The organism is Flavobacterium soyae, assembly GCF_045348165.1.
GTDB lineage: Bacteria > Bacteroidota > Bacteroidia > Flavobacteriales > Flavobacteriaceae > Flavobacterium > Flavobacterium soyae.
The window spans coordinates 3,780,954-3,806,322 of the sequence record NZ_CP150845.1 but is presented as its reverse complement, the minus strand read 5'-3'; the positions used below and the strand labels follow the sequence as shown (position 1 = coordinate 3,806,322).

The window sequence follows — 25,369 nt, the reverse complement described above, 5'->3', positions numbered from 1 at the left end:
ACTGAAAAATTAATACATTATTTTTTTGTGGCTAAAATAAGATAAAAAACATTTCGCCTACAAAAAAATCCCATTATATTTGTCTTCATTTTTTTAAATAGAAAACAGCAGATTATTTTTTCTATTTTTATAAATGCTAACTAATAACTGTTTTTAATTATTTAACAAATAACATTAAAATTGTTATATTTTTATATATTTGACTAAAAAATAATAGTGCAATGATCTTTTACAGAGAAAACCTTACTGACGAAAAATTACTAGATTTATATAAAAAAATCCTGAAACCCCGCCTGATCGAAGAAAAAATGCTCATTTTGATTCGACAGGGAAAAGTTTCAAAATGGTTTTCAGGAATTGGCCAGGAAGCCATTGCAGTAGGAGTTACGTCCGTATTAGACGAATCTGAATATGTATTGCCAATGCACCGAAACCTTGGTGTATTTACAACCAGAAATATCCCTTTACATAGACTTTTTTCACAATGGCAGGGAAAAGCAAATGGTTTTACAAAAGGCCGTGACAGAAGTTTTCACTTTGGAACACAAGAATTCAATATTATAGGAATGATTTCGCATTTAGGTCCGCAATTAGGTATTGCTGACGGAATTGCGCTTGCTAATAAACTTCAGAACAATAAAAAAATTACTGCTGTTTTTACCGGAGAAGGGGCAACAAGTGAAGGAGACTTTCATGAAGCATTAAATATTGCAGCTGTTTGGAAACTTCCGGTTATGTTTATTATCGAAAACAATGGCTACGGACTTTCTACACCAACAAACGAACAGTATTTATGCGAAAACCTTGCCGATAAAGGAATTGGTTACGGCATGGAAAGCTGGATTATTGATGGAAATAATATTGTTGAAGTATACAACAAATTATCGCAGTTAAAAAAAGAAATGATCGAAAACCCGCATCCGGTTTTATTAGAATTTAAAACATTCAGGATGCGCGGCCATGAAGAGGCGAGTGGTACGAAATATGTTCCGCAGGAATTAATGGACGAATGGGAAGCCAAAGATCCGGTTACGAATTATAGAAAATATCTAACTGAAAATGGAATTCTTACTGCAGAACTTGACGAACAGCTTCATGCTGAAATTAAGCAGGAAATTGATGAAAACTGGTCAATGGCAAATGCTGAACCTGAAATAGAACCAACTTACAGCGGAGAATTAGATGATGTTTATAAAGGCTTTGAATATGAAGAATATACTCATGGTGAAGAAGTAAAAAATATTCGTTTTATAGATGCTATCCGAAATGGTTTAGAGCAATCTATGTGGCGTAATAGAAACTTAGTCATTATGGGGCAGGACATTGCTGAATATGGCGGTGCTTTTAAAATTACAGAAGGATTTGCTGATGCTTTTGGAAAAGATCGAGTACGAAATACACCAATTTGCGAAAGCGCCGTAGTTTCGACCGCAATGGGATTATCCATCAATAATTATAAAGCAATTGTCGAAATGCAGTTTGCTGATTTTGTTTCGACAGGTTTTAACCCAATTGTCAATTTATTAGCAAAATCACATTATCGCTGGGGCGAAAAAGCCGATGTTGTCGTTAGAATGCCTTGCGGCGGCGGGACACAAGCCGGACCGTTTCACTCGCAGACAAATGAAGCCTGGTTTACTAAAACTCCAGGTTTAAAAGTCGTTTATCCGGCATTTCCTTATGATGCAAAAGGGTTATTGAATACTGCCATTAACGATCCAAATCCAATTTTGTTTTTTGAACATAAGCAATTGTACAGAAGCATTTATCAAGACGTTCCAACAGATTATTATACCATTCCGTTTGGAAAAGCTGCTTTATTAAAAGAAGGAAATGCAGTAACCATTATAGCTTTTGGAGCTCCTGTTCACTGGGCATTAGAAACTTTAGCCAAAAATCCTGAAATCCAAGCTGATTTAATTGACTTAAGAACATTACAGCCGCTTGATACGGAAACTATTTTTGCTTCGGTTAAAAAGACCGGAAAAGCAATTATATATCAGGAAGATACTATGTTTGGCGGAATTGCAAGTGATCTTTCGGCTTTAATTATGGAAGAATGTTTTGAATATTTAGACGGTCCTGTAAAAAGAGTGGCCAGTTTAGATTCGCCAATTCCGTTTACAAAAGCTCTTGAAGATCAGTTTTTAGCTAAAAATCGTTTTGAAGAAGTTTTATTCGAGTTACTGAGATACTAAGATTCTAAGTTGCTAAGATATTGAGGTTCTAAGATGCTAAGATTAGTTCTGAGTTTAAAAAAAAACTTAGAATCTTAGCATCTTAGAACCTTAGCAACTTTAAATAAGAACCACTAATCTTTTACCATCAGGAACGTCTGTGTCCCACATTTTCTCGATATCGACTAAATTCACTTTTTCTATATTTACTTTTAGTTTGTTTTGAGAAGCCAAAAGAAACATTTCAGGAAGCATTTCTAAAAATAGCAATTTTACTTCGTCTTTTGTCCAGCTCCCTAAACCAGAGCCAGACAATTGCAAATCAACACTTCGCAAAATTTGAGCTGATAATTGAATCGTATCACCAGACATTGAACCCACAGAAACATAACGTGTTTTATGTGTAAAATTCCCGTTTCCTTTTAAAGCAAAAAGAATCAGTTCTGCCGAATGCCCCCACAAATAATCCAAAACAATATCAATTGGTGTATTTTGATGAATTTGTTTAAGCTGCGAAATAAAGTTTTCATCATTCTGTTTTAAAGAAATAATTTCGTCAGCACCCAATTCTAAAAGACTTTGAAGTGTTTTCTCGTTTCTTCCCGTAACAATTATTTTCTTCGCTCCATAATGTTTCGCAATCTGAATGGCTATTTGACCTGTAAAACCAGTTGCGCCATTAATTAGAACCGTTTCTCCCGGTTTTATTCCGGCTCTAAAACGAAGCGCCATTGCCGAACCTGCAACTGCATTTGGCATTGCTGCCGCCGTTGCATCTTCAATTCCGTCTGGCAATGCAACCATTCTGTTTTTTTCGACTAAAGCTTTTTCGGCTATTGTTCCGGAAATTCCTCGGGCATAAACTCTGGTTCCGTTTTCAAGTAAACCAATGGCGTCGCTGCCAATTACAAATCCGTTTTGATTTTCATTTTCTGAAGAATAATGTTCTCCACTTGCAATTCCTTTATCCAGATTGGTAATCGCTACGGCTTTAACCGAAATTAAAACCTCATTTTCATTTGCTGAGACTGGCTCTTGAAATTCTGCATATTTTGGCAATTCGCCTTTTTTGTAAACTACTGCTGCTTTCATAATTTTTTATAAATATTAAATTTATGAAGCAAAATTATAGAGCCGTTTATGGGCAGACGATAACATTTGTTATCAAATGAAATAAGAAACAATTATCAAGTTTTTTTTAAACCATATAAGTTATATAAGAAATTATAAGCTAGGCTTAAATTAACTTATATAACTTATATGGTGAAATTTTAATTATTTTTGTGAACCAGTTTACTTTTGATTCGGCTTAAATGAACAGTGCTCACGCCAAGGTAAGATGCAATATAATGCTGCGGAACACGCTGAACAATTTGAGGTTTTTCTTCAATTAAATCAAGGTAACGCTGAGTAGGGGAGTCTTTTATGAAAGAAAAAAAGTGTTTCATATAATCAAATGTTCTTTGAAAAAGCATATTGATTAACCGATCCCGAAGTTCTGGAATTTCTTTTATTTCTTCCAAAATTGTATCAACATCATTTTTAGAAATCCACCATAAAACAGAAGGTTCGATTGTTTCCACCACAACCGGACTCGGAAATTTTTTAATGAAACTTTCGATAGAAGCAACGCTTTGATTTTCGAAAAAGAACTGCGAAGTCAAATCTTTTCCGTTATTATTAAACCAAACCCTGATACAGCCTTTTTCGATTATAAAAAGCTTTTTAGAAACTTCGCCTTCTTCAATCAGAACTGTTTTGGCAGGAACTTCAATACGATTAAAACAACTTGTGTATTCGTTCCATTTTTCATCGGTTAAAGGGAATTTATTTCGGAATTGGCTAAACATAATAAAGGCTTTATTCTTTTTTACTCCTTATAAAGTTTGTAATTCGAAAACTATTTGTCATTAATAGATATCCTAAAATTACTTTACAAAAATCAAAAATAATCCATCCGGCTTTTGGATAATCTTTGAATAGGTTTTTATCTTGAAAAAAAACAAACATCTCTCGTAATAAAACAGGAATATTTTCAACAAACATTAATCCTCCAATAACGATTACCGCAATTGAAATTATTTTATTTTCGCTTGAGTTTAATTCAAGAGTTTCATTATCAAAACCTTTATCCAGCTTTAACTTATCGATTATCCAAGATGTTTTATACATACAAATCTTAAATATAAAAAAATAAACAAATAGAATGATCAAAAGGAGTGAGGCAAGAATTGCCATATTATAAACATCACCGCTTTGATAAGTGTAAAAAATTGACGTAAACCATTGCGGTATAACAGTTAAAGCTCCAGAAATTAATAATAAACCAAGAATCTTAATTAAGATCACCCAAAAAGTTCTAATTGACATTTAAATATTTAATTATTGGTTTGTACTTCAAACAACTGCACCTGACTTTTCAATCTCTCAATCAATAAATTCATCATTCGTTTGTTTAAACTCGATGAATTTTTAATATAGGTTTCGTATTCTTCAATGGTAAAAAGCGCCATTACAATTCCTTTTAGAGAATTTCTGAACTTAATATCTTTTTGAATGGAATTTTCTATAGTCTGCAGTTTTTTTTCGACTGTATACGAATAAAAATCAGCTTTGTTTTTATTTACATAATTAATAAAAACCGCAATAAACAAATCGTTTTGAAGTTTTAAAATAGGCCTAATCGTCTGATTTTGAAAGATCTCATCTGAAGAAGATTGAGCACTTACAGTTCCTAAAGTTTCGCCTCTTAATTCTCTTAAAAAAGTGTCTCTATCCGCCATGTTTTTTATTTAAATTTAGAAAAAAATATAATGCAAAAATAATTTCACCATATAAGTGATATAAGAAAATTTAAGTTTTATTCTTAACAAGCTGAAATTGCTTATGTTATAAAATAAATTAGTTTAAACCATATAAGTTATATAAGGAAATTTAAGTTCTCTCTTAACAAACTAAATTACATGTATAGTCAAGATTATGCTTTAATTTAAATGAATTTACATAACTCTTATATGGTTCAAAAAACACACTCATGAATATAAAATTTTTTATTTTTCTTCTGCTGATATTGGTTACCATACTTTCCTGCAATTCTAAAGAGGAAAAAAAAGGTTATCACGAAGTTTTGTATCGTGCTGTAAACAATAAAGATACCGCAATTTTAGCCATAAACATAAGCGACAAACGCTTTTACGGCCGTTATGAAATATCTTATTACAAAACAGGAAAGGATTCCGGCGATGTAAGAGGGGATATAAAAGGAGACACTTTTAGAGGTGATTTTCATTTTATTTCTAACGGCGGAAGCTGGAAAAGAATTCCTTTAGCGTTGCTGAAAAAAGAAAATAAATTGATCTTAGGAAATGGTGTAATTGGCACTTACATGAATCTCCCGTGCTTTATTAATGGGACTTTGAATTATAACGATCCAAAGTTTGTTTTTGAAAAAGTGGGGAAATAGTTTCAGGTTTCAAGTTTTTAAACTTTGTCTTTAGTTTCCTAGCGCAAAGTATTTCCATAAAGTATTGTCATTTCGACTGAAAGGAGAAATCGCACACGAAACTCCGTACAGTTTGTCGCCAATCTTTGTCGATATACGCGTGCGATTTCTCGTTCCTCGAAATGACAAACACAGCGAGAACCTTGAAACATGAAACAAAGAAAACCTGAAACAAAAACTATCGATCTAAAACCCCAATCTGCGAAGGCAGTTCAAATATTTCAAGATCGAAATAAATTACCGACGCCATAATGTGATCAAAAATATCAGACATTATATATTCGTAGTTTGCCCAGCGTTTATCGCTTGAGAAAACATAAATTTCTAACGGAACTCCATGTGCGGTCGACTGCAGCTGGCGGCACATGATATGCATGTTTTTATTTAATCCAGGATGGTCTAATAAATACTGCATAATATATTTTCTAAACAAACCTAAATTAGTCATATTACGTCCGTTAAGAGCAAGTGATTTATCAATTCCCCTAAGATCATTATACTTTTCAATTTCTGCTTGTCTGGTTTCAATGTAAGAAGTGATAAGCTGTATTCCTTTCATGTGATTTAAATCATCATTATTCAGGAAACGAATACTGCTGCTTTTAATCAAAATATGTCTTTTGATACGTCTTCCTTCAGAATTCTGCATGCCGCGCCAGTTCTGAAAAGAATCTGAACTTAAAGCATAAGTTGGAATCGTTGTAATGGTGTTATCAAAATTTCGAACTTTTACAGTCGTTAAATTGATTTCAATTACATCGCCATCGGCACCAAATTTATCCATTGTAATCCAGTCACCAATGCGAACCATATCATTTATAGCAACCTGAACACTCGAAACAAATCCTAAAATAGTATCTCTGAAAATTAAGATAATAATGGCCGAAAGAGTTCCTAAAATGGTTAGCAATTCACCTTTTTTTATTCCGAATAAAGTCGAAATAATCATGGCGACTCCAAAAATCCAAAGCACAATCATAATAACCTGAACGAAACTGTCGATAGGTTTGTCGCTGTATTCGGGTTTTTGCTTTAAATAATCTCGTAAAGCATTAAAAATTGTTCTAATGATCCATAAACTGATCAGAACAATATAAATGCCAACGATTTTTCCGAAAAGTAGTTCCCAATATTCGTATTTGTCCAGAATAATAGGAACAGCTTTATAAATGAAGAAAAACGGAATTAAATACGCTGTATATTTTGTGGTCTTATTGTGAATTAAATAATCGTCAAACTTTGTTTTGGTACGCTGTGCAAATATGGCAGTAAGTGTTACCAAAACAAATTTTGCAATATAATAAATGGCGTAAGCCAAAGCCAGCATAATGGCAATATTAAAGATCAGGCTGATATAAGACGCAAAGTTGCGACTCATTCCCCAATCCCTGAAAAGCGGGTATAAAAAATTGAATATTTTATCCAAAAGCTTAAGCATTTGCTTTAGTTTCTAAGTATTTTTTCTCTATGTAGAAAGTTCCAAACGGAATAAGAGAAGCGATTAGTATAATTGCAAATGTTTTTAAATCCCAGTTTTGAGATTTTTTCAATAAAAAGGCCAAAATAATATAACCTATAAATAACACACCATGTGTCATTCCTAACGGTCTTAATAATGTATGATAAAGTTCAGGATTGTTAGTTTTAATAATAAGCATATTGGCAAATAAAACTAAATAAGAGATTCCTTCTAAAATAGCGGTAACTTTAAAAATCTTAAGCATGTAGATATATTTTGAGATTATAGGCACAAAATTAAGTATTAGGATTGGTTTTTAAGTTATGTGTCAGGAAAGTAATTTACTTTTGTAATCTTAAACTTTGATAATGAGCAAACGCGATTTAAAAAAATATTTAACCGAACTAAGCAAAGAACAACTAGAAGAACAGCTTATTGAGCTGTATGAAAAATTCAGTCCCGTAAAAGTGTATTATGATTTTGTTTTTAACCCAAAAGAAGACAAACTTCTACAGGAATCAAAGGTTAAGATTTCTCATGAATATTTTCCGGTTAAAAAGCCCAATACAAAACGGCGCCCGAAAGCAAAAATGCGTCGTTCTGTGGCACAAAAAATCATCAAACATTTCATAATGTTAGGCGTTGATTCGTTTATTATTGCCGATTTGATGTTTTATAATATCGAAATTGCGCAAACCTATTCTTCTAATAATTTAATTAAGCAGGAATTGTTTTACAAAAGTATCTTTAGCTCGTTTGAACAGGCGGTAAATTTTGTAATTTCTAACGGAATCCTGACTGAATTTAAAGCAAGGATTAAAGGCATTCATCAAGAGATTTTGCAGCAAAAATGGAAAAACAAGTATGATTTTGAAGCAATTCTGGATAAAATTGACTTTTAAAAACACTTCCTATAAAAAATCTTATTTAAAAAAATCATTTATTTTAGGTTAAAATAAGATGAATAACTGTTTTTTAGATGTATTTTTGCAAAAATCCAAAAATAAACAATGCTTCAAAACACTTTAGAAATAGAAAGAGAAGAGAAAAAAGAACTTTATGCATACCAAAAGGGTGATATCGACGCCATTTTTGACCGCTTAGACAATGCTCCTTCTAAACATCATTTATTGTATCAATTGCCAACCGGAGGCGGAAAAACAGTAATTTTCTCTGAAATTGTGCGTCGTTATTTATCCAATAATGACAAAAAAGTGGTTGTTTTAACACACCGAATTGAGCTTTGCAAACAAACTTCAAAAATGTTGAAGGGCTTTGGCGTAAGCAATAAAATAATCAACAGTAAAGTAAAAGAATTACCGGATCAAAATGATTATTCTTGTTTCGTGGCTATGGTTGAGACTTTAAAAAACCGTATCAACGACGAAAAATTACACCTTGACAATATTGGTTTGGTGATTATTGATGAGGCTCATTACAACTCATTTAGAAAACTATTAAACTCATTTAAAAATGCTTTTATTCTTGGAGTAACAGCAACACCTTTGAGTTCAAACATAAAATTACCAATGCACCAAAGCTACGACGAACTTATCGTTGGGGACACTATTGGTTCATTGATCGACAAAGGATTTTTGGCCAGAGCAACAACATACAGTTACGATGTTGGTTTGACTTCATTAAAAGTGGGTATCAACGGAGATTATACCGTAAAATCATCTGATGATTTGTATACCAATTCATTAATGCAGGAAAAATTGCTTCATGCGTATACAGAACGTTCTTTGGGCAAGAAAACTTTAATTTTCAATAATGGTATTCATACCTCATTATATGTATATGATACTTTTAGAGAAGCAGGTTACGATATCAGGCACCTTGATAATACGAGCAGTTCTGAAGAACGTAAAGATATTTTACAGTGGTTTAAGAAAACTCCGGATGCAATTTTGACTTCTGTCGGAATTTTAACAACTGGTTTTGATGAGCCAACTGTTGAGACTATTATCTTAAACAGAGCAACGAAGTCATTAACTTTATATTTCCAGATGATTGGCCGCGGATCCCGTAAATTACCTGGTAAAGACGAATTTACGGTAATTGATTTAGGAAACAACGCCGCTCGTTTCGGTTTATGGAGCGAACCGGTAAACTGGCAGCATATTTTTAAATCTCCAGAATTTTATCTTGAAAACCTAAGAGACGATACTGAGATCGAAATGTTCTTTAAATACAGCATGCCGCTGGAATTAAGAGCAAAATTCAGCAAAACTGCCGATGTTACTTTTGATGTTGATGAAGAACACAAACTGGCGATAAAACAAAATTTACGTTCAAAAATTGTTTTAGATAAATCGCTTGAACAGCATGCCGCAATGTGTGTTGATAATACGGAGACACTTCAGGAAGCAAAAGCTTTGTCGAGAGAATTAGAAGACGATATCGAATGCCGAATTAAACGTTACGCAAAATGTTTAAGCCAGTGCAGTAAAAACTACCGCGAATGGCTTCTTGACGATTACAAACAAAGACTGACCTTATTAGTAGGTAAAAAATACCGCGAAAAAATCATGAACGAACCGGATTGAGAATAAAGGTTAAAAAAGTTTCAGGTTTCAAGTTGTACCCCTGAACTATATAAAAAAGCATGATCTTTGTCAAAATTTGAAACTTTGACAAAGATTTTTAGTTTCAGTTTGTATAATAAGCAATCTGAAGCAAATCTAAAATCAGAACTCTAAAATCTAAAAATAAAACATGTCTAAACAATTCTCAACATTAGGACTTTCAGCGCCAATTTTAAAAGCTTTAGGCGAATTAAACATTGTTGAACCTACTGAAATTCAACAAAAAACAATTCCGCTTTTATTGTCCGAAAACCACGATGTTGTGGGTTTAGCCAAAACCGGAACCGGAAAAACTGCCGCTTTTGGACTTCCGCTATTACAATTAATTGACACGGAATCTCCTGTAGTTCAGGCTGTAATTTTAGTTCCAACAAGAGAATTAGGACATCAGATTTTTAGAAATTTAGAAGATTTTTCAAAATATATTCCAAATATTTCAATCGCAGCAACTTGCGGTGGAATTCCGATAAAACCTCAAATTGAGCGCCTTACATTGCCAACGCATATTATTGTGGCTACTCCGGGACGTTTAATCGATTTGATCCAAAGAAAAGCCGTTGATTTAAAACAAACGCAATTTTTAGTTTTAGATGAAGCCGATGAAATGGTTTCAATCTTAAAAGAAAGCCTGGACGAAATTCTGGCTGAAGTCCCTAAAAAACACCGCACATTATTATTCTCGGCTACTTTACCGGGAACAATTAAACAATTGGTTCAGAATTACTTAAACAAAAATGTAGTTCAGGTAAGTGCCAATATGGAAACTGTTGGTAACCAAGGAATTGATCACGAATATATTGTAGTTGATCCAATTGAAAAATTAGACATTTTAATGCATTTTCTAAATTCAAAAGATGGAGAACGCGGTATTATCTTCTGCAAAACAAAAGCTGCTGTTAATAAATTAGCCAAAAATCTGGCGATTAACCGTTTTTCTTCGGGAGCAATTCACGGGAGTTTAACACAGGGGATTCGTGACAGAATTATGGAACAATTCCGAGAAGGACATATCAATATATTAGTTGCCACCGACTTAGCCGCTAGAGGAATTGATGTAAAAGAAATTTCTTATGTTGTAAATTACCATTTGCCTGACGCTTACGAAACTTATGTTCATCGAAGCGGAAGAACTGCCAGAGCAGGGGCAAAGGGACTTTCTTTAACCGTTTTGCAGGAAGAAGAAGTGGCAGAAATTGCAGATTTTGAAAGAGAACTGGGGCTTAAATTCACCAAATTTCAAAAACCTTCGGCCTTAAGTATTGAAGAAAACAATACGCTTTTATGGGCAAAACAAATCTTCAAAACTAAACCAAACCACGACATTTCGACTGATTTGAAAACTAAGGTAAAAACCGTTTTTCACCATCTTACAAAAGACGAACTGATTGAGAAATTGCTGGCCAATTATGTTTTACAAAACAAAATTGAAGTAACAGAAAAGCCTGTTAAAAAATTCAAAAAGTAATACTTCAAGCTTTTGAATCTGCTGATTTATGTTGTAAATTTATGAGGAAATTTAAATCCTAAAATAACATAATCCAGAATGGAAAATATTCAAATTAACAAGATTACGCTTGACGAGATTGAACAATTGCAAAAAATTGGGAGGCAGACTTTTCAGGAGACTTTTTCAGAATCAAATTCTGAAGAAAATATGAAAGATTATTTAGAGAAAGGTTTTTCTACAGAAAAATTAACGGAAGAACTAACGAATAAAAATTCTGAATTTTATTTTGCTGTTCTTGATAATAACGTAATCGGTTATTTAAAAATAAACTTCGGAGAATCGCAGACTGAACTGCAGGACGAAAAATCCCTTGAAATCGAACGTATTTATGTTTCAAAAGAATTTCACGGAAAAAAAGTCGGACAATTACTTTATGAAAGAGCGATTCAAACAGCCAAAGAAAAGAACGCTGACTATGTTTGGTTAGGTGTCTGGGAAGAAAATCATCGAGCTTTAAGTTTTTATAAAAAAAATGGTTTTGTTGAATTTGACAAACACATTTTTAAACTTGGAAATGATGAACAAACAGATATTATGATGAAACTTAAATTGACTGAATAATTCTCAAAAAAGGAAAACAAAACTCAGGTTTGGGTTTCGTATCTGGAATTAAAATGTTAAATTTATGGAACTGCTAAGGCAAAAACAATTTTACTCATAAATCCTACATTATAAAACAACACATATGAATATAGTCATTATAGGAGGCGGTTTTGCAGGAATAAATCTCGCAAAAGAACTTGTAAATCATCCTCAAATACAAGTAACCCTTGTAGATAAAAACAATTATAATTTTTTTCCTCCGCTTATATACCAGGTTGCAACTGCTTTTTTAGAACCCTCAAGTATTAGTTATCCTTTTAGAAAATTTTTTGCAGGTAAAAAGAACCTTCAGTTTCGTTTAGGCGAATTACTTTCTGTAGTTCCTGCCGAAAATAAAATCATTTTGAGCAACGGCGAATTAACATACGATTATTTAGTTTTTGCAACGGGTGCCGAAACGAGTTATTTCGGAATGGAAAACGTAATGAAAAACGCGATCCCGATGAAAACCTTAAATGATGCCATCGAAATGCGAAATGCATTGCTTAAAAATCTTGAAAAAGCAGCTATTACCAAAGATATTCGTAAACGTCGTAAATTGTTAACGATCGTTGTTGCCGGAGGCGGACCAACTGGAGTTGAAGTTTCTGGAATGTTTGCCGAAATGAGAAAAAATATTCTATTAAAAGAATACCCTGAATTAGAAACATCTGCCAGTAACGTTTACCTTGTTGATGGAGGTGATGCTTTACTGTCGCCAATGAGCGAAGCTTCTCAAAAAGACACTCTCGAAGCTCTTACAAAACTTGGCGTTGTAGTAAAACTGCACACTCGTGTTGTCGATTATATTGATGATACGGTATTTTTTGAAAACGGAGATACGATTAAAACCAAAAACTTAATTTGGGCAGCAGGAGTTTCTGCCAAACTTTTTGACGGAATTCCGAAGGAAAGCTACGGCCGCGGCCGACGCATGGCTACAGATCAATATAATAAGGTAAATGGTTTAGAAAACATATATGCAATTGGTGATACCGCAATTTTAGCCGGAGATAAAAACTTTCCCGACGGACATCCGCAGGTGGCTCAGGTTGCTATTCAGCAAGGATTAAATTTAGCCAAAAACTTTAAAGCAATGGCTCAAAACAAACCTTTGAAATCATTTGCTTATAAAGATAAAGGTTCGATGGCCATCATTGGAAAAAATAAGGCTGTAGTAGATTTACCAAGCCCAAAATGGCATTTTAAAGGCTTTTTGGCCTGGATCATTTGGCTGTTTATTCACTTAATTTCTTTAATTACATATAGAAACAGACTGAACACTTTCTGGAATTGGATGGTAGCATATTTCGCAAGAGATCAATCTCTTAGAATGATTATTAGACCTGACAAGAGACAACAATTGGAGTAAATTTTTAAACTCCAAAATTTTTAAAAATCCAAATTCCAATTACCGGAGTTTGGATTTTTTTTTGAGTTTACTGTAGCTTTTATCCTCAAACTATTGTCATTTCAACCGAAGGGAGAAATCGCACACGAAACTCCTCAATCTAAATCGCCAATCTAAATCGCCAATCTAAATCGCCAATCTAAATCGCCAATCTAAATCGCCAATCTAAATCGCTAATCTAAATCGCTAATCTAAATCGCTAATCTAAATCGCTAATCTAAATCGCTAATCTAAATCGCTAATCTAAATCGCTAATCTAAATCGCTAATCTAAATCGCTAATCTAAATCGCTAATCTAAATCGCTAATCTTTGTCGACATTCTAGTGCGATTTCTCCCTTCGGTCGAAATAACAAACTGTTGAACATAAATTGGAATTAATATCTAGTGTCCAACTACCACATCATCATTTTCAGCGATTTCGACTTTATTTTTAATGAAACGTTTTCCGATATTTAAAACTACAAAAGCAATAATTGTAGTAACTGTCATAATAAGAACCATTGGTGCTGCAGAATCTTTTACAAAAATCCCGACAGCAAATGAAGCTAAAGCTCCCAATCCTAATTGAATAGCACCCATTAAACCTGAAGCACTTCCGGCATTTTTAGCAAATGGAGCCATTGTAAGTCTGGCAGTATTTGGATTTGAAATTCCTAAACAGCCCAGAAATAAAAAAAGCATCACAATAGTCGTATACAATCCTAATAAATTGTTTAGCGAAAGTATCAGGAATATAATGGCAATTAGAGATTGCAAAATTAAGGCTGCAAAAATCATCTGTTCGCTGGAAAATCTCTTCAATAAAACTGAATTAAACTGACTCGAACCGATAAAACTAACTGACATAAAAGCAAAAATCCATCCGTATGTTTTGGCATCAACGTGGTAAATATCCATAAAAATAATAGGCGAGGCTGCTACATAAGTAAATAATCCCGAAAAAGCGATCGCTCCCGTAAATGCGTAGGTGTAAAATTGTGGTTCTTTTAAAACCTTTAAAAAATTAGAAATAATAGGTTTTGGTTTTAATGAAATAGAAGTATCGGGTTTATAACTATTTGGCAAACCAACTTGAGAGGCAATTAAAATAGCGATTCCCATACAAAATAGTATAAAAAATACGGTATGCCAGCCATAATCTTCTGTTACATAACCACCAATTGTTGGAGCAAGCATAGGCGAAAGCCCTAAAACAAGCATTAAAAGAGAGAATACTTTTGGAATATCTTTTACAGGAAACAAATCACGAACCATTGCAACAGAAGCAACTGTTGCAGCACAGCTTCCGATAGCCTGAATGAAACGCAAGAAGATAAATAAATCAATATCAGCAACATATATACAGCCAAAAGAAGCCAAAATATAAACCATCAAACCGATAAAAAGTGGTTTTTTACGCCCAAATCGATCTAATAACGGCCCGTAAAGTAATTGCCCGGCAGAAATTCCGATAAAATAACTCGATAAACTCATTGAAACTTTTGCCACAGATGTATTCAAATCTTTAGCAATACCAGAGAAACCAGGCAGATACATATCGATTGAAAAAGGACCAAGTGCTGTTAAAGAACCAAGAATGAGAATAAGCTGGATATATTTTTTTGTTGTCATTTTCTTAAAAAAAGGCTTATAATTTTTTGCAAAGGTAAAGATTTCATACCTTGTAGTAGATATCAAATACATTTAATATCAAAAACGTAACATTAGTAATCTTAAAAAATAAAAATTATGAAAAAGTACATTTTATTATTTGCCATTCTTTTTACAACAATTTCTTTCGCTCAAACCATTTCATCAAAACAAGAAAATGCAAATGTTGAGCAATACGCATTACTAACAAAAGTAAATCAATATTATCCAGATATTACTTTAAACAAAACGATTACAAATTTTTATGCTGATGGAAAAATTATCGATTCACAGCAGCAATTTGATTTAAAAGGAACAAAATTTACAAGTTATAAACTGGGAATTGAACCAGACAATAAAAAATTATTATTTGAATATGTTTCTGAAGAAACCGGAAAAGTTTATGGTGATGTTTCAATTTTTAAAGGAAATGTTTTGAGAACAACTTTTTCTGAGAAAAATAATTCTATAGAAGTTTCATTAAATGGAAAATCTGTTTACCAAAATAAAATTTAAATATAACAATTTAAAATATCATATTTTCCAAAATAAGAGCATCGCATTATGTGATGCTTTTTTATGAAACACATAGACATCTGACAAACAATAATCTAGCTGTATTTAAACACATATTAAAATGACCTATAATTTATAGTATGTGTTGCAGAATTAATATTTTTTCTTATATTTGTCATAGATTTTTATCAATGAGAGCCGAGGTATTTGCCGTACCGTTTGAGGCTCTTTTTTTTATGCGTTAATGTTTGCTACAAATTGTCCGACCTGACCTGACATTTTTACTTCAGTAAAATCCAAATTATGGAATAATTACAGGGTTAAAATCAATTTCAAGCAATTTTTTGAAGCAATCTTGCTCTTGTGGACGAATATTTTTACTGCAAGCCCAATGCTTAACCCTTGATTTTGCTACTGGTGTAGTCCAAGAAACAAAAGTAAAGGAAGTCATGCGCTCTTGGAACCGCTTCTTTCCGCAAAAAATACAAGTATGTCGTGTTTTCATAGTTTAAGAGTTTTTAGCAGCTAAAAAATTTACCAACCTTGTTTTGTTCTACCTCGAGTGTTGAAATTTGGTTTCGAATCAATATAATCACCATTCTTATAATAACACAAGACTGCTCGAGTACGTCTCACATAGACCAATAGATAATCCCATGAAATAGACTGTTTTTTCAACCAATGAGTATAAGCATAAATTGAATGTACATACTCAGTGAAAAGCCTTTTTTCATTATTCAGATACACCTGCACCGAATAATCATTTTTATTACTAAACCCTGACATATTATTTTAGGGTAAGAGATAAAAAAAAATGAAAACAAAAAAAAGATAGTACCGAAAAAACGGCACTATCTCCTGTATATAAAGATGATTGTTGCATGATATCGGATTTTTATCGCCGAGAGAAGAATTTGCCGTTCTTTTATCTCTCCTTGAAGTTTGCCCAAATATACATATTTTATTTTATTTAAGTGTTAAAATTTTAAACTATTGTAATTGTGTGGACTTTTGAACGTCCTAAAGTTTCTGCATTTTCGAAGAAAGCATATTTAGGAAGATCAATAAATGGTGCGTTTACAAGATCTACCGAAGGAAATAATATTCCATTTATTGCAGAATAATAAAGCCTATTTTCTGTACCGGTCCATTCAAAACCATTTGTATCATGTTCAATGCCCGCTCTCTGCCAATTTATGCCGTCATAACTCAACCATACATTTGTAAGCATATTTGGTATACCTACATTTAAAGGAAAAATTAAGACATTACCTTCATCATAAAAATATTTTACATCTGCATCAGCTAAAACAAAATTGTAAACCTCAATTTGACACAATGGACTCAGATATGTATTTTCTTTCCTGAAATCAGCATCTTTCAGCAATTCCGTATCTGTAAATTCAGAAACCATAATTAAACGCTCTGTATGTGTAAAATCAATACACCTATGCGGTTCTCTTATAAATGAAATTCCTTGCCTTAAATTACAAAAAACCAACTCTTCTGGAATCCTGATCGGAACATCCATAGTTGGCGTTTCAATTGTTCTCAATTGAAAATTTCTGTTTAAGTAGTATAATGTATACATAATTATTTTGTTTAAATTAAAGCCAGTTATAGCCTTTTGATTTATAAAACTTTGCTAATTCGTCATACTGTTCATTAGAAAGGTACTCAATAAGATCTTCCCTCAAATTTCTCGATTTAGTCGCCGTTTTATAATAAACATCTTCTAAAATTGAAAAAGTACCAGTATGTTTTTTCAAAAATTTCATTGCAGACTTTTCATCCTCAGTCATGTCAGTTGGATTAAACCACTTAATACCTAAAAAAGTACTATAGTCATGGACACCAACACCAAAAGAGTCAGCAATTTTAAAAGCAGAAGCTACAATACCATCCATTACTGAACTTGATACTTTTGGATATTTAATTTTAATATCCCTGACTTTCTGCTTAATTATTTCAGGATTTGCTCTCGAATTCTCATTAGAATTTCTTGTCTGTTCAGCTTCAAGATTTGTGTTTTTAACACTCTCAACCATATTTTTAAAATACTTATACAAGTAAGGAAAAAGTAGAAAAAGTGCTATAATATAAATCCCATACTTTTTCAAGAATGGGATTACTGCTGAACCTACTGAGCCACTTTGTTTAGGAGTGTATCTCATATTGCTATTATTTTTTCATTTTTGTGAAAATAAAGTACGCTGCAAGCACACCACCCACGATTAAAATTACTTTTTTATTTTTCTCATAAAATTCTTTTATCTTTTCCATGATAATTTTCGTTTTAAATTGTTATTGTTACGTATGAATAAAAAAAAAGACCGATTGTGATCAAAACAGGAATAATATACTGCCTTGCTAATGCAAATTTGTCGATCTTAACTGTCAAATTTGCTGTTGAAACATTGCCTAACATTGTAAGCGATTTAATGATATCAGCGTCAGTAATCAAACGATGATCTTTACCTAATTCAACCTGTAAAATTGCTCTGCCAAGCTTCAACAAGAAGGTAGAATCAATCTGCGAAAGTCTTGCAGTCGGTGCGACCCCAAGATTCTTAGCAACAGAATTAATATAAGCCACGGTATCATTCTCTTTTGGAGGCGCATATTCTGTAATTAAAAGTTTAACGGTGTTTTTACCTTTATTGATATCATTAATCAAATCTTTGAACATTGCTCTCAGACCGTAATGAACATTTTCAAACTGTTCAAATTTTTTATCTGTACTCTGTGCATGTGGAATCTTTCCCTGCCATGTTAAAACAGTTCGGATTAAGTTGCCCGGATTATTATTTCGTAATCCGAGAGCAACATTTTTGTTGTTAAGAAACGACTTCGCCATCTTTCACGTCTATTTTTTTGGGATCATCTCCTAATTCAAGCTTAGAGAACTCCTCATAAGCATAATTAATAACTTTCACAGCTACAGCAATGATAGCCCCATATTTGACAATAATTTTAAGAACATTCGTAATTGTTGAAATACCTTTCATTTTTTTTAGTGTTTAGAGTAGTTATACAATTACATTGATGAAGCCTGACTTCTTTTTTTAACGAGTGTGATCTTAACCCAGTAACCTACACCTTCTTTTTGAGCCTCAGAAGGTTCAATTTTGTAAAGCTTACCGCCTAATTCACAATAACCCGAAAAGAAACCTGTTCCTCTTTTGTCTTTACAACCAATCAATTGAAACGGATTTCCGAATCTATCTGTACTAATTCTAGCTTGTCTTGCCATTTTTTCTAATTTATTAAGTGTTTTACAATTGCGATCAAATCGCCGATTTTTTTTAAAAGAAGTACTACCGTATCTATCAGGAAAATCAATCCGTAAATTCGATAGCACTTCCCTTTGAATTTATCTTCGCCCATACGGACGACGTCTTTTATTGTTATTCATCTGTTTATAGATCAGATAAATAAGCCCGATTACCGAAAGACCAATTAAAATGTGTTTCCAATGCTTTTTGAACCATGCACTAATGGTATGGTCTGCAATATCAGCCCCAGCATTGCCCAAACTTTGCTTTACACCATTCGAGACACCATCATAAGCACCATCCGTTACAGCCTTTGTAAAAACTTCACCCGCTGACTTCATTACCGCACCAGCACCTTGCCCTGCAACACTTGCAACCTGAACCTGTAGGGCTTGCGCTCTCATTTCAGCATCTTGTGCCGCTTGATAGTCACCTTGCGCTTTTAATGCCTGAGCATCCTTTTTAGCCTGATGCGCTGCCTGAGCATTTTCGGAAATGTTTTGAGCAAGACCGCCAACGATAGGAATCGCACCCATCAAAGGAGTAGCAACTTTCACTAAATTTTTGAACGAAACATTTTTTTTAATGGCTTTACCAATTTTTTTGAAAAATCCCATAAATTAAATATGATTTCTTAATGTTAAATTGATAACAGTACCTTGTGATTTACGAATATTTAAATTCGAAACAGCCAAAAGAGGTAACTGAATTTTTCCAGTGAAAGCACTTCTAACAGTTCCATCCGTCTTAACGTAAGCGACTGGATCGATAGCTTTGCTCATAGCTTCCAATTCGAACAGCGTGTATTTTACTACCTGACCGTTTGCGAATGTGTAATTGATCTCTTCTATACTGCTATGCTTATCTAAAATAGCAATATCATAACCGGCAACATTGAAATCTTTGTTTGTGTCCTCAGGAGCCATGCTTTTATGCTCAAATGAGTAAATTTCTGTACTAGTTTCAGGCTCTTCTAAACAATTCAAAACATAAGTTTCTGTAACATCTAAACCTTTTAACTCGATTTTGATAACATCTTTCTCAAATAAATGAATAGAGCCATCTTTACAGATTTCACAAACCGCTACAATTTTATAACCTCTTGCAAGGTCTGAAGTAATAGCATCATCCCCGTAGGTATTTGCCAAAATGAAATCTTTTAGATTCATTGAACCTTTAGTGACCTCGAAATTAGAGCCGTTTGCTCTCTCAATTTCTACTCGAATACTCTCATTTGTAAGTTCATCGTATTCCAACGTACTTGCAATAATGATCGTACTGATACTTTTTGTAACTGGAATTGTACCCGTGCCAGTTAAGCCTGTAGCTTTGTATATTTCCATACTTTCAAAGAATTAGGTCGGTTTTTATCCGACAATTATTATTTATTTACATGTCAAATTTGGGCATAAAAAAGCCCTCAAAACGAGGGCTGAAACTTTTTGGCACTTTTTGACACTTTTTAGGTATTTTTGGTATCAATTTTGAAATACTTATTTACATGTTCACCTAAAACACGTTTACATTGATATTCCGACTTGATATCCTTAAGATATCTTTTAGCAGATGTTTCACTAACACCCATTAAATTAGCTAATTCTTTAGCTGTAACAACTTTTAAAGTTTCCATACGATTAAGAGTTTTGGGTTTTTGATAGGAGGGGGGTGCAAGCCCCTCCTTAATTTGGATAGATGTAAATTACAGAATTGTATTGTTTTGTATTCCAAATGAAATCTTTTAAAGTATCGATATTATAATAGTATACAATAAAATCACCGTTCCTATTACCTGAATAAACAATTCTATCAACATGATAAACGCTTTTTTCTTCTCCAAAAGAAAAATAAGCACCGCTCACTAAATCTGACATTTTTTTCATAATTAAAAATTTATATCGTTATCATTATATTCGCCTGTAACATCAATAATAGCAATTACCCAAGCGATAAAGTAAACTGCTCCAATAAATAAACTCAGCATGATTCAATTATTAATGATATAAATAATCCAAACAAGCACAAAAGGTATAAAAACACTAAATACGCTATAGAAAACCTAAATTTTCTATTTAACTTTTTAAACTTTTCCATATACATTCAAAATTATTGTTGCAACAATTACAACGATTACAAATAGGAAAGCATTAATTTTTTGATTTTTCATAATTAAAATAGGTTTAGTTGATTATTTTCTAATTCGATCTTAAGCTGATCAGCTCTTTTATTTCTTATATGTAAATCTTTCATTTTTTCCGCTGGTCTAAGTTTTGATAAATCCTCAAAATAAGTGTGTTGTTTAGAAGTCCAGCAATTGACATTTTTTTCTTCTAATGGTACATTTTGAAAGAATTTCATACAGAAACCGTTATTTTCGTTACTAGCTTCATCCTTATGATAATTTCTTTCGCAGTTACCACAGCTTGCGCAAATAAAATCAGGTAAATAGCGGGTTTCAATTTTTGCTTTTGGTAGTTGAGCCTGTAAAAGCGGAGATAACATTTCATAATCTTGATACAAATTTTTCATATTAATAATGTGAATTGGTTACTATCTATTTCAATTTCTAAATCTTTAAAATCTCTGAAGTAGGTCAGAAGATTGTAAACACCCTCTAAACCATTTTCTTTATATTTATTCAGCACTAAAGGCTGTAAATCATTTTTACAGATAAGCTTCCAGATCGGAAGAGAAATCTTTAAAAGAACTTCATCTATAGTGACTTCATTTACAATTTCTTCATCGGTTTTGTTGAATTCAGCCATAAACTCGCTGTATTCTTTACGCAATGAATTTGAGATATTTACAAAGTGTTTACCTTGTGTCTGCTCTACGTAACAACTGTAAATACCATATAACCGACGTTTTTCAAACTCATCAGAGTAATCACCGCAAGCAATTTTTGCAAGCGCTGTAAATGGAGTAAGTCCTTTTGAACTTTTTATTTGTCCTTTTGTCATTTCCGAGGTGATATCGTATTTAGCCATATAATCGGAAATGTCGTTCGTTAACATTTTTTGATTTTGTGCTTTTATTAAACTATTATTATCACGAAAAGAAACCCATCTTTTAAGAACTTCTTTTTGAAATTTTTCATTTTGTTTACCATCAGAATTATTATAGAAGTACAAAATATGTAAATGCGGATGCCAACCATTATTATCAGAATAAGTAATTTCTAAAGTTTTTACTTGCCCAATAATACCTTTATCAGATTTCCAAAATCTCGATTGCTGAAATTTTCTATAATTATTCGAGATTTTATCAAGCGTTTTCTTTAAAGTATCAAATTTTGAGTGCCTAACTGTGAGGGTTAGAAATCCAATCGAAAGGTCTTTCGATTGGTGCGCACCGATAAGCCCGCTTAAGAGTTCTTTTTTGTTTTCTGAAATCTTAAGCGCGCAGACTGGACAACGCCAATAACCGCCACAATTGGCTACGCCGTTAAAAAACAATCCGCCTTTGTCATTCCTGCATAACTTAATCGGCTGATTAAGATTCGCATTTACGGCATAGCCACAAAATTGAATTCTAGGCTTACGATTTTCTTTTGTTTCTTTCAATGTGTAATTCTTTTTTGCAATATTTCTCATACGGTGTAATAATGTTTTATATACCGAAGATATATCCGTTTGATGCATTATGTGGCCAACCAAAACCGTATCATTATCAAGGGGCTTCGCCAGTTTGTAACGCTCAGTTCTAAAGTACTGATTATCAAATATTTGCGCCAATTCTTCTGACCCATAATTTATATTATGTAAAATAGAAAGTTATGACAAATGCTCCGGCTTCAAGATTTATTATTTTAAATAAACTCATAAATGCATTCCTCTAACCTCAAACTGTACAGAATAAAAAATCAGATTTTAAAATCATAATTTATTGTTCATATAACAATGAAATTCAAGTAATTATCAGAATTTTAATTTAAAAAAAACATTTTGAAGCCTTGAATTCAGTAAATCTTAACATTTCTTTAAAATAATTAGATTCTGACCAAGATGGTTTCATTGTAAGAGTTTATTTTATTATTTTTACATTCAATATTCTAAAAGATATTAAACATATATGAATACAATTGCTGAGCATATTGCAGACTTTTTAAAAGAATACCCGCCGTTTGATAACTTAACTTTTCAGGAATTATCAGATATCGCTACAAATATTCGTGTTATCAATTTAGAAAAACATGCAGTATTGTTCCAAAATAATGATCCGCTTCACGACAGTTTTTATGTTGTGGCTTCTGGTGTTATTAATTTAACAACAATTGCTGATGCCGAAGAAACCATTATAAACAAATGCCACGAAGGAGATATTTTTGGTTTACGTCCGTTTTTTGCTAAAAATAACTATATGATGACGGCAAAAGCGCGTGAAGAAAGTATTGTTTATGCGATTCCAATTGCTGTTTTTCGTCCATTTGTGGCTAATAATTCGGATGTTTTAAATTTTTTACTGGAAAGTTTTGCCATAAATTCAAGGCATACCAGAGATAATGCACGTTCTAACGGAAAATTAGATCCCGATAGTAATTTTATGGACCAGCAGAATGAGATGCAATATATTCAGTCTCTTTCTTATAATAATTCTCCGTTAACAACTGAATCTCATCATATTGTAAAAGATGTTGCCATTTTGATGACAGAATCTATGGTGGATAATATTGTTATTTGTGAAAAAAATAACCCGATTGGTATTGTAACCCACGCCGACTTATCTTCAAAAATTGCAACTGGACGTTACCCTATTACTGAAACGATTGACAAAATAATGTCTTCACCGGTTGTTACGGTAATTGAAAATGTTTCTTTGGCCGAAGCCCAGCTTCTTATGCTGAAACATAATGTTTCTCACCTGTGCGTAACTAAAGACGGTACAAGTAAATCTGCTGTAAAAGGAATTATTTCTGAGCATGATTTAATTGTAGCACAAGCTAGTAACCCTGGTGTTTTAATTAAAGAAATTAAGCGTTCGCAGCTTCCAAAAGATTTAAAACAAATTCGTGATCGTTTATCAGATTTGATTCAGAATTCGATTCAAAAAAATATACCAATTTCTCATGTTAGTAATATTGCAAGCGAAATTAACCTGGCCATCATAAAACGTGCTGTTGAGCTGTCAATTTTAGATCTAGGCTCCCCTCCTGCCAGATTTGCATGGTTAAGCATTGGCAGTCAAGGTCGTAAAGAACAGCTTTTATTGACAGATCAGGATAGCATTTTAATTTTTGAAGATGTTGCCCCTGAAAAATATCGCGAGGTAAAAGATTACTTTTTAAGACTGGCAAAAAGAACAACTGCCATACTTGAAAAAGTTGGTTATGAATATTGCCCAAATGGTCACATGGGAAGCAATATGTTATGGTGTAAATCATTGAGTGACTGGACAAAACAATACAACAGCTGGATGAATACTCCAGGTGAAAACAGCAATGATTTGAGCAGTATTTTCTTTGATTATGAAATCGTAATTGGTGAGGCAAAAATTGAAGAAGTTATAGAAAATGTGGTATTTAAAAATGCTGTAAATAATACTTTATTCTTTGACTTTTTAGGGAACGATGCCTTAAAGAGAAATTCTCCTTTGAGTTTCTTTAAAAAATTCATTGTTGAGGAAGAAGGTCCGCAAAAAGGAAAATTTGATATTAAAACCCGTGCCTTAATGCCGCTTATTGATAGTGCACGTTTGTTAATTTTGAATGCGAATATCAAAGGAATTAAAAATACCTACTTAAGATTCAAACAATTAGCCATTACCGATTCTAAAAATGCCGAAATATATTTAAGTTGTGCCGAAGCATTTTTAACACTTTCAAAATTTAGAACTGTTGAAGGCTTAAAAAATGACGATTCCGGACAATATATTAATTTAAGAGAAATGTCTAAAACAGACAAAGAGAAGTTAAAAAATGCTTTGACCCCGATGAAAGACCTTGAGGAACTAATAAAGAGTAAATTTCAACTTACACAATTCTCGTAAAATATGCTAGACTGGATTAAAAATATTAATAAGGAATACCCGGAATTCTGGAAAGATTACTTAACCAAATTAGAAGCAAAACCCAACAAATATGTGGTTCTGTCAACCGAAACTTCTGGCTTAAACCCTAATAAAGATGTTATTTTATCTTTAGGGGCTTTTTCTGTTATTGACGACAGTGTTGTAATTAAGGAGAATTTTGAAGCGGTTTTACTTCAGTATAAATTTTTAGAAGAACACGGAATTTCTAATGAATTTATTATTGAAAGTAAAATGAATAAAATGCCTGAAGCTGAGGCTTTAGAAGCTTTTATAAATTTTATTGGAAATGCTGTTCTCGTTGGCCATCATATTAATTTTGACATTGAAATGCTTAATGCTGCCTTAGAAAGACTGGACTGCGGAAGATTAAAAAATGAAGCTCTCGATATTGATGTCATGTATCGAAAATTAACCGATATTAATGATAAGCAGTTCTCTTTAAATGATTTATGCGAAATTTATAAAATCCCAAAAAGCGACAGAAATTCTTCTGCCGAGGATGCTTATAAAATTGGGCTTTTATTTTTGAAGTTGAAGTCGAGATTGGGAATAAGATAAATCCTAAACACAATCTTGTCATTTCGAGAAAACGAGAAATCGCACAAGAAACTCGGCAATGCATGTCACCAATCTTTGTAGAATTACGAGTGCGATTTCTCGTTTCCTCGAAATGACAAAATACATATGATTGTCAGGC

29 protein-coding genes are annotated in these 25,369 nt (G+C 32.8%); 10 read left to right on the top strand and 19 right to left on the bottom strand.

Annotated elements, in window-relative coordinates:
* Positions 1-221: 221 nt before the first annotated feature.
* Positions 222-2,198 carry a thiamine pyrophosphate-dependent enzyme gene (locus AABD74_RS16280; RefSeq protein ID WP_406843581.1) on the top strand — a complete coding sequence of 659 codons (1,977 nt, stop codon included), beginning with the start codon at positions 222-224 and terminating at the stop codon, positions 2,196-2,198.
* Between the two features lie 99 nt (positions 2,199-2,297).
* Here the strand turns inward: AABD74_RS16280 and AABD74_RS16275 are convergent, their stop codons facing one another.
* The 4 genes from AABD74_RS16275 to AABD74_RS16260 form a co-directional block, all read right to left on the bottom strand.
* A complete protein-coding gene (locus tag AABD74_RS16275; RefSeq protein ID WP_406843580.1) occupies positions 2,298-3,269 on the bottom strand; it encodes a zinc-binding alcohol dehydrogenase family protein in 972 nt (323 codons plus the stop codon).
* Positions 3,270-3,448: 179 nt separating this feature from the next.
* Positions 3,449-4,027 (bottom strand): Crp/Fnr family transcriptional regulator, encoded by a 579-nt coding sequence (locus AABD74_RS16270; RefSeq protein WP_406843579.1) that lies wholly within the window; start codon positions 4,025-4,027, stop codon positions 3,449-3,451.
* A gap of 10 nt (positions 4,028-4,037) precedes the next feature.
* The gene (locus tag AABD74_RS16265) at positions 4,038-4,547 is read right to left on the bottom strand and encodes a hypothetical protein (RefSeq protein ID WP_406843578.1); all 510 of its coding nucleotides are present in this window, start codon (positions 4,545-4,547) and stop codon (positions 4,038-4,040) included.
* Between the two features lie 8 nt (positions 4,548-4,555).
* Positions 4,556-4,960, bottom strand: coding sequence for a glyoxalase (locus tag AABD74_RS16260; protein WP_406843577.1), 405 nt, complete (start codon positions 4,958-4,960; stop codon positions 4,556-4,558).
* 251 nt (positions 4,961-5,211) lie between these two features.
* Here AABD74_RS16260 and AABD74_RS16255 point away from each other — a divergent pair, with 251 nt between their 5' ends.
* Positions 5,212-5,640: a hypothetical protein gene (locus tag AABD74_RS16255; RefSeq protein ID WP_406843576.1), complete on the top strand. Its 429-nt coding sequence runs from the start codon at positions 5,212-5,214 to the stop codon at positions 5,638-5,640.
* A 217-nt stretch (positions 5,641-5,857) separates the two neighbouring features.
* Here the strand turns inward: AABD74_RS16255 and AABD74_RS16250 are convergent, their stop codons facing one another.
* Both AABD74_RS16250 and AABD74_RS16245 read right to left on the bottom strand, forming a co-directional pair.
* Positions 5,858-7,117: a mechanosensitive ion channel family protein gene (locus AABD74_RS16250; RefSeq protein ID WP_232678104.1), complete on the bottom strand. Its 1,260-nt coding sequence runs from the start codon at positions 7,115-7,117 to the stop codon at positions 5,858-5,860.
* A complete protein-coding gene (locus AABD74_RS16245; RefSeq protein WP_056209352.1) occupies positions 7,110-7,403 on the bottom strand; it encodes a DUF3817 domain-containing protein in 294 nt (97 codons plus the stop codon). Before AABD74_RS16245 ends, AABD74_RS16250 begins: the two co-directional genes overlap by 8 nt.
* A gap of 103 nt (positions 7,404-7,506) precedes the next feature.
* Between AABD74_RS16245 and AABD74_RS16240 the strand changes: the two genes are divergently transcribed.
* The 5 genes from AABD74_RS16240 to AABD74_RS16220 all read left to right on the top strand — a co-directional run bounded on the left by AABD74_RS16240 (position 7,507) and on the right by AABD74_RS16220 (position 13,187).
* Positions 7,507-8,040, top strand: coding sequence for a DUF6155 family protein (locus AABD74_RS16240; RefSeq protein ID WP_406843575.1), 534 nt, complete (start codon positions 7,507-7,509; stop codon positions 8,038-8,040).
* 108 nt (positions 8,041-8,148) lie between these two features.
* Entirely contained in the window at positions 8,149-9,687 is a 1,539-nt protein-coding gene (locus AABD74_RS16235) for a DEAD/DEAH box helicase (RefSeq protein WP_232678113.1), read from the top strand.
* A gap of 169 nt (positions 9,688-9,856) precedes the next feature.
* A complete protein-coding gene (locus AABD74_RS16230) occupies positions 9,857-11,191 on the top strand; it encodes a DEAD/DEAH box helicase (RefSeq protein WP_406843574.1) in 1,335 nt (444 codons plus the stop codon).
* A 78-nt stretch (positions 11,192-11,269) separates the two neighbouring features.
* Positions 11,270-11,794: a GNAT family N-acetyltransferase gene (locus tag AABD74_RS16225; RefSeq protein ID WP_406843573.1), complete on the top strand. Its 525-nt coding sequence runs from the start codon at positions 11,270-11,272 to the stop codon at positions 11,792-11,794.
* Between the two features lie 124 nt (positions 11,795-11,918).
* Positions 11,919-13,187, top strand: a complete 1,269-nt coding sequence (locus tag AABD74_RS16220; protein ID WP_406843572.1) for an NAD(P)/FAD-dependent oxidoreductase — start codon at positions 11,919-11,921, stop codon at positions 13,185-13,187.
* Positions 13,188-13,609: 422 nt separating this feature from the next.
* Here AABD74_RS16220 and AABD74_RS16215 read toward each other — a convergent pair whose 3' ends face one another.
* A complete protein-coding gene (locus AABD74_RS16215; protein ID WP_406843571.1) occupies positions 13,610-14,839 on the bottom strand; it encodes a multidrug effflux MFS transporter in 1,230 nt (409 codons plus the stop codon).
* 117 nt (positions 14,840-14,956) lie between these two features.
* Here AABD74_RS16215 and AABD74_RS16210 point away from each other — a divergent pair, with 117 nt between their 5' ends.
* The gene (locus AABD74_RS16210; protein WP_232678125.1) at positions 14,957-15,373 is read left to right on the top strand and encodes a hypothetical protein; all 417 of its coding nucleotides are present in this window, start codon (positions 14,957-14,959) and stop codon (positions 15,371-15,373) included.
* Positions 15,374-15,674: 301 nt separating this feature from the next.
* Here AABD74_RS16210 and AABD74_RS16205 read toward each other — a convergent pair whose 3' ends face one another.
* The 12 genes from AABD74_RS16205 to AABD74_RS16150 all read right to left on the bottom strand — a co-directional run bounded on the left by AABD74_RS16205 (position 15,675) and on the right by AABD74_RS16150 (position 22,379).
* Positions 15,675-15,878 (bottom strand): hypothetical protein, encoded by a 204-nt coding sequence (locus AABD74_RS16205; RefSeq protein ID WP_406843570.1) that lies wholly within the window; start codon positions 15,876-15,878, stop codon positions 15,675-15,677.
* A 480-nt stretch (positions 15,879-16,358) separates the two neighbouring features.
* On the bottom strand, positions 16,359-16,964 hold the full coding sequence (locus AABD74_RS16200; protein WP_406843569.1) for a hypothetical protein: 606 nt from the start codon (positions 16,962-16,964) through the stop codon (positions 16,359-16,361).
* A 16-nt stretch (positions 16,965-16,980) separates the two neighbouring features.
* A complete protein-coding gene (locus AABD74_RS16195; protein ID WP_406843568.1) occupies positions 16,981-17,547 on the bottom strand; it encodes a hypothetical protein in 567 nt (188 codons plus the stop codon).
* A 122-nt stretch (positions 17,548-17,669) separates the two neighbouring features.
* Positions 17,670-18,230: a hypothetical protein gene (locus AABD74_RS16190; RefSeq protein WP_406843567.1), complete on the bottom strand. Its 561-nt coding sequence runs from the start codon at positions 18,228-18,230 to the stop codon at positions 17,670-17,672.
* Positions 18,211-18,381, bottom strand: coding sequence for a hypothetical protein (locus AABD74_RS16185; protein ID WP_406843566.1), 171 nt, complete (start codon positions 18,379-18,381; stop codon positions 18,211-18,213). Before AABD74_RS16185 ends, AABD74_RS16190 begins: the two co-directional genes overlap by 20 nt.
* 29 nt (positions 18,382-18,410) lie before the next feature.
* Positions 18,411-18,626: a hypothetical protein gene (locus tag AABD74_RS16180; RefSeq protein ID WP_406843565.1), complete on the bottom strand. Its 216-nt coding sequence runs from the start codon at positions 18,624-18,626 to the stop codon at positions 18,411-18,413.
* 120 nt (positions 18,627-18,746) lie between these two features.
* Positions 18,747-19,265, bottom strand: a complete 519-nt coding sequence (locus AABD74_RS16175; protein WP_406843564.1) for a hypothetical protein — start codon at positions 19,263-19,265, stop codon at positions 18,747-18,749.
* A gap of 3 nt (positions 19,266-19,268) precedes the next feature.
* Positions 19,269-19,991 carry a hypothetical protein gene (locus tag AABD74_RS16170; protein WP_406843563.1) on the bottom strand — a complete coding sequence of 241 codons (723 nt, stop codon included), beginning with the start codon at positions 19,989-19,991 and terminating at the stop codon, positions 19,269-19,271.
* Positions 19,992-20,110: 119 nt separating this feature from the next.
* Positions 20,111-20,278, bottom strand: a complete 168-nt coding sequence (locus tag AABD74_RS16165; RefSeq protein WP_406843562.1) for a hypothetical protein — start codon at positions 20,276-20,278, stop codon at positions 20,111-20,113.
* Between the two features lie 49 nt (positions 20,279-20,327).
* Positions 20,328-20,528 (bottom strand): hypothetical protein, encoded by a 201-nt coding sequence (locus AABD74_RS16160; protein WP_406843561.1) that lies wholly within the window; start codon positions 20,526-20,528, stop codon positions 20,328-20,330.
* A gap of 286 nt (positions 20,529-20,814) precedes the next feature.
* Complete coding sequence (locus AABD74_RS16155; protein ID WP_406843560.1) at positions 20,815-21,174, bottom strand: hypothetical protein; 360 nt, start codon at positions 21,172-21,174, stop codon at positions 20,815-20,817.
* A complete protein-coding gene (locus AABD74_RS16150) occupies positions 21,171-22,379 on the bottom strand; it encodes a protein rep (protein WP_406843559.1) in 1,209 nt (402 codons plus the stop codon). The genes AABD74_RS16155 and AABD74_RS16150 overlap by 4 nt, the downstream gene beginning before the upstream one ends.
* Positions 22,380-22,716: 337 nt before the next feature.
* Between AABD74_RS16150 and AABD74_RS16145 the strand changes: the two genes are divergently transcribed.
* Entirely contained in the window at positions 22,717-24,630 is a 1,914-nt protein-coding gene (locus AABD74_RS16145; protein WP_406843558.1) for a DUF294 nucleotidyltransferase-like domain-containing protein, read from the top strand.
* Between the two features lie 3 nt (positions 24,631-24,633).
* Positions 24,634-25,230 carry a PolC-type DNA polymerase III gene (locus AABD74_RS16140; RefSeq protein ID WP_232678167.1) on the top strand — a complete coding sequence of 199 codons (597 nt, stop codon included), beginning with the start codon at positions 24,634-24,636 and terminating at the stop codon, positions 25,228-25,230.
* Positions 25,231-25,369 lie beyond the last annotated feature (139 nt).

What these genes read in the sequence shown, in the direction of transcription:
- AABD74_RS16165 (WP_406843562.1), bottom strand. Translation starts at nt 20,278, where the DNA reads ATGGAAACTTTAAAAGTTGTTACAGCTAAAGAATTAGCTAATTTAATG.
- AABD74_RS16180 (WP_406843565.1), bottom strand. Translation starts at nt 18,626, where the DNA reads ATGGCAAGACAAGCTAGAATTAGTACAGATAGATTCGGAAATCCGTTT.
- AABD74_RS16270 (WP_406843579.1), bottom strand. Translation starts at nt 4,027, where the DNA reads ATGTTTAGCCAATTCCGAAATAAATTCCCTTTAACCGATGAAAAATGG.
- AABD74_RS16260 (WP_406843577.1), bottom strand. Translation starts at nt 4,960, where the DNA reads ATGGCGGATAGAGACACTTTTTTAAGAGAATTAAGAGGCGAAACTTTA.
- AABD74_RS16195 (WP_406843568.1), bottom strand. Translation starts at nt 17,547, where the DNA reads ATGAGATACACTCCTAAACAAAGTGGCTCAGTAGGTTCAGCAGTAATC.
- AABD74_RS16225 (WP_406843573.1), top strand. Translation starts at nt 11,270, where the DNA reads ATGGAAAATATTCAAATTAACAAGATTACGCTTGACGAGATTGAACAA.
- AABD74_RS16185 (WP_406843566.1), bottom strand. Translation starts at nt 18,381, where the DNA reads ATGAAAGGTATTTCAACAATTACGAATGTTCTTAAAATTATTGTCAAA.
- AABD74_RS16155 (WP_406843560.1), bottom strand. Translation starts at nt 21,174, where the DNA reads ATGAAAAATTTGTATCAAGATTATGAAATGTTATCTCCGCTTTTACAG.
- AABD74_RS16235 (WP_232678113.1), top strand. Translation starts at nt 8,149, where the DNA reads ATGCTTCAAAACACTTTAGAAATAGAAAGAGAAGAGAAAAAAGAACTT.
- AABD74_RS16210 (WP_232678125.1), top strand. Translation starts at nt 14,957, where the DNA reads ATGAAAAAGTACATTTTATTATTTGCCATTCTTTTTACAACAATTTCT.
- AABD74_RS16160 (WP_406843561.1), bottom strand. Translation starts at nt 20,528, where the DNA reads ATGAAAAAAATGTCAGATTTAGTGAGCGGTGCTTATTTTTCTTTTGGA.
- AABD74_RS16145 (WP_406843558.1), top strand. Translation starts at nt 22,717, where the DNA reads ATGAATACAATTGCTGAGCATATTGCAGACTTTTTAAAAGAATACCCG.
- AABD74_RS16140 (WP_232678167.1), top strand. Translation starts at nt 24,634, where the DNA reads ATGCTAGACTGGATTAAAAATATTAATAAGGAATACCCGGAATTCTGG.
- AABD74_RS16215 (WP_406843571.1), bottom strand. Translation starts at nt 14,839, where the DNA reads ATGACAACAAAAAAATATATCCAGCTTATTCTCATTCTTGGTTCTTTA.
- AABD74_RS16245 (WP_056209352.1), bottom strand. Translation starts at nt 7,403, where the DNA reads ATGCTTAAGATTTTTAAAGTTACCGCTATTTTAGAAGGAATCTCTTAT.
- AABD74_RS16230 (WP_406843574.1), top strand. Translation starts at nt 9,857, where the DNA reads ATGTCTAAACAATTCTCAACATTAGGACTTTCAGCGCCAATTTTAAAA.
- AABD74_RS16190 (WP_406843567.1), bottom strand. Translation starts at nt 18,230, where the DNA reads ATGGCGAAGTCGTTTCTTAACAACAAAAATGTTGCTCTCGGATTACGA.
- AABD74_RS16205 (WP_406843570.1), bottom strand. Translation starts at nt 15,878, where the DNA reads ATGAAAACACGACATACTTGTATTTTTTGCGGAAAGAAGCGGTTCCAA.
- AABD74_RS16170 (WP_406843563.1), bottom strand. Translation starts at nt 19,991, where the DNA reads ATGGAAATATACAAAGCTACAGGCTTAACTGGCACGGGTACAATTCCA.
- AABD74_RS16250 (WP_232678104.1), bottom strand. Translation starts at nt 7,117, where the DNA reads ATGCTTAAGCTTTTGGATAAAATATTCAATTTTTTATACCCGCTTTTC.
- AABD74_RS16265 (WP_406843578.1), bottom strand. Translation starts at nt 4,547, where the DNA reads ATGTCAATTAGAACTTTTTGGGTGATCTTAATTAAGATTCTTGGTTTA.
- AABD74_RS16240 (WP_406843575.1), top strand. Translation starts at nt 7,507, where the DNA reads ATGAGCAAACGCGATTTAAAAAAATATTTAACCGAACTAAGCAAAGAA.
- AABD74_RS16255 (WP_406843576.1), top strand. Translation starts at nt 5,212, where the DNA reads ATGAATATAAAATTTTTTATTTTTCTTCTGCTGATATTGGTTACCATA.
- AABD74_RS16200 (WP_406843569.1), bottom strand. Translation starts at nt 16,964, where the DNA reads ATGTATACATTATACTACTTAAACAGAAATTTTCAATTGAGAACAATT.
- AABD74_RS16275 (WP_406843580.1), bottom strand. Translation starts at nt 3,269, where the DNA reads ATGAAAGCAGCAGTAGTTTACAAAAAAGGCGAATTGCCAAAATATGCA.
- AABD74_RS16220 (WP_406843572.1), top strand. Translation starts at nt 11,919, where the DNA reads ATGAATATAGTCATTATAGGAGGCGGTTTTGCAGGAATAAATCTCGCA.
- AABD74_RS16280 (WP_406843581.1), top strand. Translation starts at nt 222, where the DNA reads ATGATCTTTTACAGAGAAAACCTTACTGACGAAAAATTACTAGATTTA.
- AABD74_RS16175 (WP_406843564.1), bottom strand. Translation starts at nt 19,265, where the DNA reads ATGGGATTTTTCAAAAAAATTGGTAAAGCCATTAAAAAAAATGTTTCG.